The 13,637-nt window shown below is 32.3% G+C and carries 13 protein-coding genes; 9 read left to right on the forward strand and 4 right to left on the reverse strand.

Features of this window, described 5'->3' with window-relative positions:
* Positions 1-13: 13 nt before the first annotated feature.
* Positions 14-202 carry a hypothetical protein gene (locus tag MY490_RS06215; RefSeq protein ID WP_248268445.1) on the reverse strand — a complete coding sequence of 63 codons (189 nt, stop codon included), beginning with the start codon at positions 200-202 and terminating at the stop codon, positions 14-16.
* Positions 203-563: 361 nt separating this feature from the next.
* Between MY490_RS06215 and MY490_RS06220 the strand changes: the two genes are divergently transcribed.
* Positions 564-1,085, forward strand: coding sequence for a sigma-70 family RNA polymerase sigma factor (locus MY490_RS06220; protein WP_248268446.1), 522 nt, complete (start codon positions 564-566; stop codon positions 1,083-1,085).
* A complete protein-coding gene (locus MY490_RS06225; protein ID WP_248268447.1) occupies positions 1,078-2,400 on the forward strand; it encodes a DUF4179 domain-containing protein in 1,323 nt (440 codons plus the stop codon). Before MY490_RS06220 ends, MY490_RS06225 begins: the two co-directional genes overlap by 8 nt.
* 86 nt (positions 2,401-2,486) lie before the next feature.
* Here the strand turns inward: MY490_RS06225 and MY490_RS06230 are convergent, their stop codons facing one another.
* A complete protein-coding gene (locus MY490_RS06230; protein ID WP_248268448.1) occupies positions 2,487-3,425 on the reverse strand; it encodes a patatin-like phospholipase family protein in 939 nt (312 codons plus the stop codon).
* A 293-nt stretch (positions 3,426-3,718) separates the two neighbouring features.
* On the opposite strand from MY490_RS06230, the gene MY490_RS06235 reads away from it, so the two are divergent.
* The 4 genes from MY490_RS06235 (at position 3,719) to MY490_RS06250 (ending at position 7,179) form a co-directional block, all read left to right on the forward strand.
* Positions 3,719-3,919: an alpha/beta-type small acid-soluble spore protein gene (locus tag MY490_RS06235; protein WP_248268449.1), complete on the forward strand. Its 201-nt coding sequence runs from the start codon at positions 3,719-3,721 to the stop codon at positions 3,917-3,919.
* A gap of 298 nt (positions 3,920-4,217) precedes the next feature.
* Complete coding sequence (locus MY490_RS06240; protein WP_248268450.1) at positions 4,218-4,649, forward strand: AbrB/MazE/SpoVT family DNA-binding domain-containing protein; 432 nt, start codon at positions 4,218-4,220, stop codon at positions 4,647-4,649.
* 626 nt (positions 4,650-5,275) lie between these two features.
* The gene (locus MY490_RS06245) at positions 5,276-6,232 is read left to right on the forward strand and encodes a hypothetical protein (protein ID WP_248268451.1); all 957 of its coding nucleotides are present in this window, start codon (positions 5,276-5,278) and stop codon (positions 6,230-6,232) included.
* Between the two features lie 203 nt (positions 6,233-6,435).
* Positions 6,436-7,179, forward strand: coding sequence for an AlbA family DNA-binding domain-containing protein (locus tag MY490_RS06250; RefSeq protein WP_248268452.1), 744 nt, complete (start codon positions 6,436-6,438; stop codon positions 7,177-7,179).
* A gap of 105 nt (positions 7,180-7,284) precedes the next feature.
* Here the strand turns inward: MY490_RS06250 and MY490_RS06255 are convergent, their stop codons facing one another.
* Positions 7,285-7,656, reverse strand: a complete 372-nt coding sequence (locus tag MY490_RS06255; protein WP_248268453.1) for a hypothetical protein — start codon at positions 7,654-7,656, stop codon at positions 7,285-7,287.
* Positions 7,657-7,847: 191 nt separating this feature from the next.
* Between MY490_RS06255 and MY490_RS06260 the strand changes: the two genes are divergently transcribed.
* Together MY490_RS06260 and MY490_RS06265 are read left to right on the forward strand one after the other, a co-directional pair.
* Complete coding sequence (locus MY490_RS06260; protein WP_248268454.1) at positions 7,848-8,315, forward strand: matrixin family metalloprotease; 468 nt, start codon at positions 7,848-7,850, stop codon at positions 8,313-8,315.
* 602 nt (positions 8,316-8,917) lie between these two features.
* A complete protein-coding gene (locus MY490_RS06265) occupies positions 8,918-12,679 on the forward strand; it encodes a S8 family serine peptidase (RefSeq protein ID WP_248268455.1) in 3,762 nt (1,253 codons plus the stop codon).
* Between the two features lie 132 nt (positions 12,680-12,811).
* On the opposite strand, the gene MY490_RS06270 is transcribed toward MY490_RS06265, so the two are convergent.
* Positions 12,812-12,991 carry a hypothetical protein gene (locus tag MY490_RS06270; protein ID WP_248268456.1) on the reverse strand — a complete coding sequence of 60 codons (180 nt, stop codon included), beginning with the start codon at positions 12,989-12,991 and terminating at the stop codon, positions 12,812-12,814.
* Between the two features lie 300 nt (positions 12,992-13,291).
* Here MY490_RS06270 and MY490_RS06275 point away from each other — a divergent pair, with 300 nt between their 5' ends.
* A complete protein-coding gene (locus MY490_RS06275; protein WP_248268457.1) occupies positions 13,292-13,471 on the forward strand; it encodes a hypothetical protein in 180 nt (59 codons plus the stop codon).
* Positions 13,472-13,637 lie beyond the last annotated feature (166 nt).

Below are 13,637 nucleotides of genomic sequence, written 5' to 3' on the forward strand. Positions count from 1 at the left end.
TTTACGCTTGACTTCAGCCTTTATCTTTATATCTTTTTTTCTTCCAGTCTATAAATATTAATAAAAATGGACCTGTACAAAAAAATAATAGCTGTAACAAAAGAACATACAATTTATACTTAGGAAACTCCGGACCAACAACAATCAATACCGTAAACATTATGTAGGAAAATATAATTAATCTATTTTTTGCTAATTTCATAATAACCTCCTGTTTCAAATTGGTTGTTTATACCGTCAAAAAATAGACCATAGAAGTTAAAATTGAAATAATCTTTTTCAAAACTGTCTCTAATTTTTTTAATGAATGTTTACGAAATTATGTTAACATTTATTAAGGTAAAATTAACCAATATTTATTGTCATTATTGTTAATTTTTTCACATTTTTTAATAGCACAGTACTCCTTTTGGAATTTATGAAAAATCTTTTAAACTATTATTGTAAATAGAAGCTTACTAAAAAATGCATTATTAAATTGATTCAAAAAAAATAAAAATTATTAAAACTTTTTTAGCTCTCAGGAGTCTAATGTATAGAACATCGAGAAGGAGGGATTAAGATTGCAGGATCGTAGTCTAGTGAAAAGGGCCATCAAAGGAGATGAGCAAGCATTTTTGATAATTATGAATGAGCATAAAATATCATTATATAAAACTGCATTAGCCTACTTGAAGAATAAAGATGAGGCAATTGAAGCAATTCAAGAAGTAACCTTTAGAGCCTATCAAAATATAAAAACATTGAGAGAACCAAATTATGTAAAGACATGGCTTATTCGGATTATGATTAATTACTGTCAGGATTATATTAAGAGGAATAATAGAGTAACTTTAGACAATGAATATATTTCACAACTAGGTACAAAAGAAGACTATAACTATATTGAAATAGAAGAAGCAATGTCACAGCTTGATGATACACAACGACAGCTATTACATTTAAAATATTTTCACGATGTCAAAATCAAAGATATTGCAATTATGTGGAATCGTCCGGAAGGTACAGTAAAGACTTGGTTGAATAAAGCGTTGAGATCATTACGAGGAATTCTTGAAGAGAAAGGAGAAAAAGGCCGTGTTTGAAAATGAAGAAAATGAACTAAAAAAGTTGAAAGAAAAATACGAAAACGTCGAGTTACCTACTGATGAAATTGATGAAGCTATACAAATTGGACTTCAAAAAGCTAAAGAAACTAAGTTGGTAACTAAACCGAAACGGAAATCTCAAATCTGGTCTATTGTTGCAGCTGCTATTCTTCTATTGGGATTTCTTACAAGTATTCGTGTATCGCCAACGTTTGCTGATTATTTAACAAAAGTACCGGGAATGGAGAAAATTGTTGAAATGGTTCGTATGCGTCATGATAAGGGGCTACTTTCAGCGGTAGAAAATAAATATGCACAAAAGATTGGTACATCACAAGAAAAGAATGGTATTAAAGTAACAATCGATTCTGTTATTGCTGATGAACAAAACATCGTACTATTTTATACGCTTGATAGTAACTCAAAACAGAAAAATTTCGAAATCGATGAAGCATATCTTAAACCGAGAAATGGGGGGGAATTACCAGAACACTCTTTATCTTTTGGAGGTACTGTCGATAAAGTTAGAGGTCAATATACAAGCACAGTAGAATACGATTTTGATAAACCATATGAACAGCAAGATTTTAATTTAGTTTTAAAAATTAAAAATGAAAAGCAATCAGCACAATTTTCGATTCCACTTTCAATAAAAAAGCATGAAAAAACGAATCAAATATATGAACTTGATAAGACGGTTATGATTGAAGATCAAAAGATTAAAATTAAAAAGGTTACAATCTATCCACTCCGTGTGGCAGTACAAGTTGAAATGGATCCAAGTAATTCAAAGAAAATACTAGATTTCTCTGATATAAAACTTGTTGATCAAAACGGTGAGGTATGGTCAAAAATCATTAATGGAACTGCTGCAAAAATTATTAGCGATAATGAAAGAATTATCTTTTTACAGAGTAATTATTTTAAAGATCCAAAAGAATTATATTTTGTCATAAATAAACTTCAAGCAATTGATAAGGAAGATGAGTACCTTATAATTGATACTGAGAAACAAAAAATTCTGAAACAGCCAAACGGCAATTATTTATCTGACCTAAAAAAAGAAGGAGATACTCTATTTTTTACTTTGAATACAAAAAAGGAATTTAATTACGACATGATTGGATCTATCTTTGATGCTAACGGAAAAGAAATTGAAATGAATGAATCCTATATGGAAGGTAATGTTAATAATAAGCAAATAATAGGTTTTAAGATTTCACCCCGACAAAAGTATACGAATCCGATAAAAATTGATCTTGTATCTTTTCCTTCATATATCGAAGGAGATGCGAAAGTAAGGGTTAAATGAATTAACCTAACGGACCTGAAGTAGAAAAAACAAAAAAACGTAATCTTTTCTATGAATATCAAGAAAAGATTGCGTTTATTAAGTTACTACACACTATTCACCTTGTGACAGTAAGGTTCAGGTGGATAGTTATGCTTAAACTTTTCAAAATCCCAAGTTCCAAGGAATTTTTTTGCGGCTTGGTATCCATTTGTGAAAAGTGCTTCCTTTTCCTTTTTATTTAAATTGAAATCTGTGCTTGATATATCACCGGTTGGGATTTTTATTGTTCGTTCATTTACTTCCGCTGTTAAATGTCGAATGTCGTGTGCTTGTCTCATCGTTATAAATATTGATTTGTAAAATGAAATTGGGCTAAAACCATCCAGCGGTTTCGCAATAATTTCTTCATCTATTAAGCGAAAACCAAAAGTCGGCCATTCTTGATGATCATCGAATATCCAAATTGGAAAATTACTTAGGATTCCACCATCAACAATTAATATTGGATAATCATAATTAGGAGTTTTTAGTTTAATTGGTTGAAAGAAAAAAGGGATTGTACCACTCATTCTAACTGCTTGAGAAATTGTTATATCTTTTGATGATAAGCCGTAATCAGGTAAATCATCAGGTAAAACGACCATTTTACCATTACTAATATCTGAAATAATGATTTTTAGTTTCCCTTCTTCTAAATCATCGAAATAACGAATTCCTTTTTTGGTTAATAAAGATTCTAACCATTCTTCTTCAAAGTCATTTCTATATAACCCATTTTTAAATAAGATATTTAATCCTAGTCCCATTAAAGGAATAAAGTGCAACCATGTTTTTGTAATAAATTTCTTATAATCTAGATGATCCATAATTTCCTTTAATTCTTTCCCTGTATAGCCACATGCTAGAAGAGTAGCAACAATAGCACCAGCAGAAGTGCCGGCCAAACGTGCCCACTCATAACCTTCTTCTTCTAAAGCACAAATAGCACCAACATGTCCGATTCCTCGAACTCCTCCTCCTTCAAAGATACCATCTACTTTCAATTTGTTACACCTACCTTTCAGAAAATGGAATTATATCAATATAATATATGGGAGTTCTGTTTAAGTGTGATTAACTACTGGTTCAATCCTATCTATCAATTAATTTATTTTTTGGGAAATAATTCGACAATCTTTGCAGTTAATTATAACTGGGAATTTACTATAAAATTTCACAGTAATAATCAAAAAGTTGCAGAATTATTTATTTGATGAATAGTTTAAATTCAATATGAAATACTAACAGCAATCTGATAGTTAATATCAGAAAATATTATTAAAAGGGGCTACATATCATGGCAAACAGATCTTCAAATCAATATGTTTCACCAAATGCTGAATCTGCAATCGAACAGATGAAGTATGAAATTGCAACAGAGTTTGGAGTACATTTAGGTCCAGATTCAACGTCTCGTGCAAATGGTTCAGTAGGTGGAGAGATTACAAAACGTTTAGTTCAAATGGCTGAACAAAGTCTCGGTGGCTTTTCAAGATAAAAGATTTAATTTGAGAGATGAGTTAATTAAAGGTAATTCGTTACCAAATGATTAACTCATCTCTTTTTGAATTTTTTAAGAAACTTTACATAATTTTACCAAATCATAAAACAAAAGAAAGTTGACTATAACATATCAAGAAAATTATTTTAATTTGTATTAATATTTGTAAAAATGAGTCGATATAAGTAGAGAGAAAATTAAAATAATTTGGTATTATTAAACTAAACTCAATGTAAAAATAGAGAGAATTATATTGAGTATAGAAAGAGATAGAAATAAATGGGGAGTTGCAAGTATGAAATCAACTGGAATTATTAGAAAACTAGACGATCTTGGAAGAATTGTTCTACCGAAGGAATTAAGAAACACAATGAATTTAGAGAACAATGCTCCTTTTGAAATTCATTTTGAAGAAGGTATGATTATTCTTACAAAATATGATGAAAATTCCGGTCAAAGTGGAATTGTCAGAAGGCTAGATGACTTAGGAAGAATTGTTTTACCAAAGGAATTAAGAAAAATGTTAAATCTTAATAAATATGAACCATTTGAAGTATTTATTGAGGACCAAAAGATTATCCTTAAACAATTTGTTTCGAGTAATGCTTGTATGATAACAGGAGTTATTGATGAAAATAATTTCTCTTTTGATAGTGGAAAACTTGTAGTAAGTAAATACGGCGCAGAAATTCTTATTAAGGAATTGCAGGAATACATAGCTAAATAAAAAATCTAAAAGTGCTCTTTTTCTTTAATAGAAGAGCACTTTTTTGTTTAAAAATAGTTTTAAGGAATAAGAGAGTTGATCCTTTCTAAAGTAATATCTCTTTCAGTGCTTTCAACGATTTACTACAAATTTGTTAAAACCTTCTAAAATACACCAAGATAATATGACACTACATAGAATGATAATTTCCATTTTTCACATCTCCTTTTTTTGTTCTATTTTTAAGTTCACTTAGGATTTAATTGTCTTGATTATTAAGATTGTATGTTCTGTTTTGTTTGGATATTTTCATTATACACGAACATCTATTCTAATGTAAGTAGTTTTTTTAGAAAATAGATAGATTTTTTACGAACGTATATTCAAAGTAGGTCATTTGTTCGATTCTCTAATAGTAAGATTGGTAAAAAAATAGAACAACCACTAATCATAACTGTTCTATTTAAATGACACTATTTATCTTTGATTTAAAAAACTAAAACTTAAGCTTAGGATTTAGCAAAAACAAATACTCCTTTAATACAAAAACAAATGTTTTTTTGTATTCTATTTCGGTACTGTAAAAGTATGTTTCTTCCGGAAATATGGTAGGATATGGTTATGGAATTGTTAGAAGGAGATAACGTATGGGCCTAATAGAGAATCAAAAGTATTTCTTTGAAAAATATAAAATCGATGAACAGGATTTTGAGAAGTACTGTTTAGACTGGTCAAAATATATTGAAATTTATAATGAATACGTATCAGAAATACCGAATCTTGAAACAGTAGCTACCTTTATTTCAGAAATACTCCGTAAAAATCCTGAAATTCATACTGTGAAATCAAGAATTAAATATCCTGACCATTTAATTGAAAAGATTATTCGAAAGACAATAAAAGGTAAAAAATCAGACACAGAATATGAAATCAATGTTTCAAATTATAAATCCGAAATCACAGATCTAATTGGTATAAGAGCATTACATTTATATAAATACCAGGCTGCAGATATAGACAAGACAATTAGACAAAATTGGAATTTACATGAAAAAGCGACTATTTACCATCGCTTAGGAGATATGACAAGCGAACAGCATATTGAAGAGGAGAAGTTCCAGTTTTTAGTTCATGATGCCGGATATCGTTCATGGCATTATGTGATTAAGTCGCAAATGACAAAAGTAAATTATTTAGCTGAAATTCAAGTAAGAACGATATTTGAAGAAGGCTGGAGCGAAATAGATCATCAACTAAGATATCCTTATGATTTAGATAATGAGATATTAAATGAACAGCTTTTAATCTTAAATAGACTTTCGGGTGGGGCCGACGAATTGGTCAATTCAATCCTTCATACGAAGATGACTATTTATCAACAAAACGAAGAAAAAGAATTTCGTGATGAAAAGATTCAGGAATTATTAGATGAAATTATTAATTTGTCAGAGGATGGAAAATTAACTGATGAGGATAAGAAGTCATTAGAAGAGAAAATTAAGCAATTAGAAGCTAAAAAGATTAAAGTAAATTATAGTAATCTGTTTAATAATCGCTCAGTTGAATATCACTTTAAACGAAGAATTTTTCCTAGCGATTTTTAGATATTTGTATAAAAGGCCAAGGCAATATGCTTTGGCTTTTTTTCACATTAGTCTTCGCCAAAAGGCTCACCAATCAACGAGTTTTCTTTGAATTTTTTACCAGAAAAATTCTACAATATTTAGGTGCCATTTCTTTTCTCCTAACATTAAATGTAATAACAGATCTAGTTTAGATTTTAAAAAATATGAAACTAGGTGGAATTATGGTTAAAAGGCCGATTTATAAACAGGAGTTTCTAAATACATTTAATTATGCAGACAAGAATTTTGATATTGCTTCCCTTAAAAATCTGATTGAACAATCTTTTGGAGAAAATAATGCATTGGATTTTAAGGAAACATTCGTTAGAGAGGACCAAATTGCAAAATTAATAATTGCAATGGCGAATTCTGGTGGAGGATCAATTATTTTTGGCGTAAATGATGATAATCATCCAGTAGGAATCCTCAAAGAAGAGCTAAAGGATCCAACTGATTTTCAAAGAAAATTAAATGGCTATTTACCTTCCATGTTAATTTATCATCTTCAACAGATTGATTACGACGAGAATGAAATGTACGGATATTTCAGTGGTAAAACCTTCTTCATCATTTATATCCCCGAGCAAAATCGATATATCCCTTTTATTGCTAAAAGAGGCTCCGATAAATTATTTACTGATAAAATTTATATTCGAAAAAATACTTCAAACGAAACTGCCACAAACGATGACTTAGAAATTATTTTTAGAAAAAGGCTCATTGAACAATACGAGGACTTATCAAATATGAGTCTAAATGAGCATATGGAACAATTAAAGATCCTTTATCGAATAGCTGCAATTAGTGGTGATACAAATAAAAACCAAAAGAGTTATAAAGATGATTTTAGTGAATTTATTGCCAAAATGATTGAGAAGAAGAAGCGGAAGATTGAGATCGTTTTGGAGGTTAGTAATATTGAGTGATTGGTAGTAAGGATAGAATAAAATGCAGAAATTATAGGAATGAAGATAGAACCGAAAGTATTGGTTTATCTTGCATTCCTTTTTTTATTTAATATTTTTAAAAAATTACTTGTTATAAGTATTTTCTATATAATCAGCATTTCTTAAATCTTTCTCTACTTTCTCAATTTCTTTATCTGAATTTGAGTATCTTATATATTTTGATTTCTTCGTTTTTTTATAAAAGCAATCTATTTTAATAGTATTATTTACTTCATAAATTAGATTGATATATTTACCTTTTTTATAGACCGCAATTACAATGTCAGAGCGTTTTATTTTTTCAGTACTTTTTATTTTTATTTCATTTTGTAAATAATCTTTTTCAAGTTCTATTACCTGATTTATCTCGTGATCATACTTATTTTTATCATTACAAGCAGAAAGAGAAACTATAAAAAGTATTGTAGCAAATAAAACTAAAATTCTCATCTTCATATAAACCACTCCTTGTTATTGTAATAAATCTTTAAAAAAGATATGACATTTATTTGAATTAACTAATAACTCAACTGATTATATATTAATATACTAAAATGTTAAATATGCACAATATTTACATTTAATTGAAATGGAGGAAGTTAAATGAAAAAAAATAAGTAGTTTGTATTTACTTATATTGGGAGTCTTTGTATTATTTTTTCCTATTAAGCAAGGCATATGTACTAAAGAGTAACAAAGTCTCACACCCGAAAGATGCATATTATTGGATTGAAAGTGAATTTAGTACTTACGGGCTGAAATCAGAAATTAAAAGAGGATTGACTGCATGGAACTCGCTTCCAGAAATTCAAATTACTAAGGAAGTGACTCAGTTAGGGGGAGCTGATGTGAAAATGGAATATGTAAATAGTTTATATGGAGATGTTTATGCAGTTCATAGAACTCAGGGGAATATTACATTTTATAAAAATTGGCGTACAGACCTAAATTCTACAAAAAGAAAAGAAACAGCAGTACATGAAGTAGGGCATGCGCTTGGTCTAGATCATACACAGAGTAAAAATAATTCAATTTCAGTAATGAGGAAACTAGATTTTAATAATAAGGATTATCCTTTATCAGATGATATTGCCGGTTTTAAAGCAAAATACTAATCTTAAATTGAAAGAGGTGATGTTATTTGAAAATTAGTAACACTAAATTTTTTAAGTATCTTAGTGATAAGGTTATAAAAAGAGTAAAAATGATAAAGAAATTAAAAACGGTAATATTATTTAAGTACTGACTATGTTTATATTAAAATATTGGGTGACGAATTGATAGGAAAACAAGGATTGGCACTTAACAAAACAAATTGTTAAGTGTCTTATTTATCTGCTTTTAGAAGCATAGGAGCAATTTATAATAGCTAATTAGTAATGGGTATATGTTTTCTCTTTTGATACTGTTTTGTGACTTATTAATAGGTTTATTTAACTGGATAAAAATTTGAAAAGTAAATAAATAGTCATTTTTTTTGTGAAAATTAGTGGGTTAATTTCATTCGAAAATGATTAGAAAAATTAGGGTATTTTAATAAAAAGCTAATAAATCAAGGCCAGAATAACCCAATTGACCGATAATTGAATATTCTTTATATTTTGATATTGTAGAGTGCTTTTTAAGAAGTGGTTTGGATATGAACGATTAAAATCGATTTTAATAGATTCATATGAGAAGTCGCTTTTTTTATTTTATTAGAATAGGAGAGTGTAAGATGACAGGAAAGCCTAGGTTAAATAAGTATGTTACTGCGATGATGACGACAGCTCTTATTGCTGTTCCGACTTTTCAAGCGTTAGCTGCCGGGACAAGCAATAATGTTTCCAATTTAACAAATAGTAGTGCTGTAGAAACGAAACTTCAAGGGATTAACGCAAAAGCAAGTACAGGGAAGCATGTGATTACTCTTATTACAGGTGATGTAGTAACTGTAACAGAGTTTGCAGATGGACAAAGTGTGACCAGTGTTGAGCCAGCGGATAAAACTGAAGGTGGTTCACATATCATGACGGTTAATAAGGATACATATGTTATTCCAAAACAAGCGATGCCTTACTTAGCTTCTGGTGCATTAGATCGAAATCTATTCAATATCACAGCACTTATAGCAGATGGATATGATGATGCGTCTCAAAAGACATTACCTGTTATCGTACAATATTCAGAGGCTAAAACTCGCTCAAGCGTGAAGCCTACCTTAAAAGCTTCAAAGAAAACACATGAACTTGAAAGTATAAATGGGGCAGCGCTTTCTACAGATAAGAAGGATTCGAAAGAGTTTTGGCAAGATGTTAAGAAAAATATAAAATCTGCGGATTCTACCAAATCTACAAAGTCATTAGTTACACCTGGAATTGAAAAAATTTGGTTAGATGGACGTGTGAAGGCAACGCTTGAGCAAAGTGTTCCACAAGTTGGGGCACCTACTGCTTGGAATGCCGGTTACAACGGAAGTGGTGTGAAAGTAGCGGTTCTTGACACAGGGATTGATGCCCAGCATCCAGATGTAGCTGGTCAAATAAAAGAAACAAAAAGCTTTGTTCCAGATCAAGATGTACGCGATTTCCATGCACATGGTACTCATGTTGCATCAACTGTACTAGGAACAGGGGCAGCTTCAGGTGGAAAATATAAAGGTGTTGCACCAGGAGCAAGTCTATTAGTAGGAAAAGTGTTAAACAATGAAGGATATGGACTTGATTCTTGGATTATTGATGGTATGGAGTGGGCTGCACATAATGCCAAAATTGTCAGCATGAGCATAGGAAGCGATGAGTCAAGTGATGGCACAGACCCGATGGCACAAGCGGTTAATAATTTAAGTGCTGAAACAGGCTCTCTGTTTGTTATAGCGGCTGGTAATACAGGTCGTGAAGGAATCGGTTCTCCTGGATCAGCAGATGCGGCACTTACAGTTGGTGCAGTTGATAAATCAGATAATCTTGCTTACTTTTCATCAAGAGGTCCACGTTTTGGTAGTGAAGGATTAAAGCCTGATCTGACAGCACCAGGTGTAAATATTACTGCTGCACGATCTCAATATTCAACTCAAGGAAGTGGATCTTATCTTTCGATGAGTGGTACGTCGATGGCTACGCCACACGTGGCAGGAGCAGCTGCGATTCTTTCCCAACGCCATCCTGATTGGACAGGCGCACAGCTGAAAGATGCATTAATGAGTACAACTAAAAAATTAGATGAAATTAAGCCTTTAGAAGGTGGAACTGGTCGTCTTGATGTTGCAGCAGCGACTCTTGGTGATTTACGTGCGACAGGTTCACTTGATTTTGGTTTCTATGCTTGGCCTCATGAAAATGATGGATTGAAAGAGAAAACAATTACTTACAATAACGACAGTGATAAGGCTGTGACGTTAGATCTATCAGCGAAAATTACTAATAATAGCGATGCAGATGCACCTGCTGGTTTATTTAAACTTTCGACGAACAAAGTAACTGTACCGGCAAAAGGTAGTGCAAAAGTTACTGTTACGCTTGATCCGAACGTAGGTGCTAATGGACAACGTTATCAAGGTCAGATTTCTGCAAATATTGATGGTAAAACAGTTGTGCATACTTCACTAGCTATGATTAAAGAAGAGGAAAGATATCCATTAACGTTAAAAGCAATTGGACGTGACGGTAACCCTACTTTGGCGTATATTAATTTACTTGGCCCAGATGGTGTTCCGAATTTTATTGCAGTTAACGGTACAACAGAATTACGTCTAAAACCAGGAACTTATTCTGCAATGTCAATGATGGATGTTGATACTGACACTGATCACGCTGGCGTTGCACTTTTAGGAAATCCTGAAATTAATTTAGATGGTCCTCAAACTGTTACATTAGATGCACGTAAAGCAAATGAAGTTACAGCAAACGTACCAAACAAAACAGAAGCAAGTTTTAGAAAAATGGAATATTACCGTGAAATTGATGGCAGCAATGTTGGTGACATCTATGTGATGCCGGTGACAGTAGATAAGATGTATGCTGAGCCAATTAAGAAAGTTAAAAATGGAAAATTTACATTTAACACGCGCTGGAGATTGATTGAACCATACATGACAATTAATTTCAAAGGCAATGAGTTAGATGATATTCCACAAGCTGGAAGTACATTATTAGATGGAAAATATAATTTAGATGCTGTTTATGTAGGTAAAGGGGCGCAAGCAGATTATAAGGGATTAAATGTTAAAGGTAAGGCTGTTATCGTTGATCGAAGTGATGAAGTAACTGGTATGGAGCGCTCTGCAGCAGCATATGCAGCAGGTGCAAAACTAGTTATTACTGTAAACGATGGACCAGAAGAGATTAGTGAATATGTTGGAGTCGTAAATGAAGATTGGTCACTTTCAGATTCTCCAATTTCAGTTGTTGCAATCAGTCAAACAGAAGGTAAACAACTGATTGAGGCTACGAAGTCCAAAAAGGTAACACTGGATGTAAAAGGTACTCCTAATACGAAATACGTTTATGATCTTGTTGATAACCATGACAATGCAATTCCAAAAGACGTAACTTACTCACCTAAAGCAAGTGACCTTGTAAAAATTAATGCTGAATACAAATCAGATCAACCTACAGCGGGTGGTGAATTCCGTTGGGATATTCCATCATACCGACCAAATGGAGTAGGTTTCCAATTTAAATTAAATCTACCATCAGTTCGAACTGAATGGGTTTCAGCTCAAAAAGGAACTTCTTGGTATCATGAAGCTAGTATGCTAGATGCAGCTTGGGAAGTACGTCAACCAGTAGCAACATACAAACCAGGACAAACATTAGATGAAGAGTGGTTCTCACCAGTTGCTCGTCCTCGTTTAGGTGATGGCTTCTGGAAACCTTATCGCACAGGAAACAACTTAGTTATAAATATTCCAGCATGGGCTGATTCTGGAGTAGGAAACACTGGCTCAGAAACTAATTATCCGGGTGCACAAACATTAAAACTATACCAAGGATCAAAACTAGTAAAAGAAGCGAAAGGACAAGCAATCTACTCATTTAACGAATACCCAACTGCAAATACGCAGTATAAAGTAGTTAGTGATGCTTGGCGCGACCCACAACGCTTCGATAACTCTGTAAAAACACATACCGAGTGGACATTCTGGTCTAAAGAACAAGAAGAATATCAAACAGAACTTCCATTAATCTCGCTTGATTACAATGTTGAAACTGACATGAAAGGTAATGCAAAACCAGGCCGTTGGATCGATTTAGGAATGAAAGCAATCCAAGTAGATGGTGCACCAGGAAACGGTAAATTGAAAGGTGCAACATTAGAAGTTTCATATGATGAAGGCAAGTCTTGGGAACTAGTCGATTTAAATCGTGAAAAAGATGGATGGAAAGCTAGAATCGAAAACCGTAAGAATGCATCTTCTGTATCATTAAGAGCAAGTGCATGGGATGATGCAGGTAATAGTGTTAATCAAGACATTATTAAGGCTTTTGGATTGAAGTAAATAAAAATTAAGAGGGCACCTTCCTTTTGGGAGGTGCCTCTTAATGTGACAATGTTAGTGCCCTTTGGATTAAAAAGGAATATTTGAAATTTAGAGCAAAAAAGGCATCTTCATTTAGAAGATGCCTCATAATTATTTTTGATCAGCTTTTTCAGCATCCAATAATTCTTGCATGAATTTAAGATTATATGTATGGCTTTCTTTCAGTCTGCTATGTCTTGTTAGTTTGATTAAGTTTTGGTAGTGAGCGATTTCTTCCTCTAGTGATGAAATGACATTTGTACGATATTCTTTTAATTCTTGTTCGTTCATTTTTCATTCCTCCTATAATGGGATTTAATAATTTAAGTATATCACTAATATGGAAAAATAAATCAAATTTCATTGGGAAAGAAGCTAGATTACACAAAATTTACAAAAAATAGGTCTATCAATCAACTCATGGGTAGGCGGTGGTGGTAGTATTCTACTTCCTGAAGATTTAAAAAGAGCTTCAGAAGTCATTTGTCATCAACATTCAGGTGTAGCGAATGCAATCGGTGCAGCTAATTCTGAAGTAGTGGTCAAGTAGAGCGAATTTATAAATTAGTAGAAATAACTCGTGATCACACATTGAAAATGGCAAAGGATGAAGCAAAACAAGAAGCAAATAAAGCAGGTGCTGATCCGAATAATCTAGTAATTGAGGATATTGAGGATGGGCCATTGGCTTATTTGCCTGGTAATGCGACTCGTGTAGGCGTAAAGGCTGCTGGTGATTTGGCGCAGGATGAGGTTAATGAATTAGTTTAAAGAATAAGGCACTATCCTTATTGGAGGTGCCTTTTTACCATCTTGAAGAATGTACGACTTATGGTTCTGTAAATATGAAGCCCATCTGTGCAAATAAGAGGTGAACTGCAAAATTGCCCTAACTTTTATAAGTAGATTTCAGAATTGATGCAGAACGGCCAAACTC

The organism is Gottfriedia acidiceleris (assembly GCF_023115465.1).
Classification (GTDB): domain Bacteria; phylum Bacillota; class Bacilli; order Bacillales; family Bacillaceae_G; genus Gottfriedia; species Gottfriedia acidiceleris_B.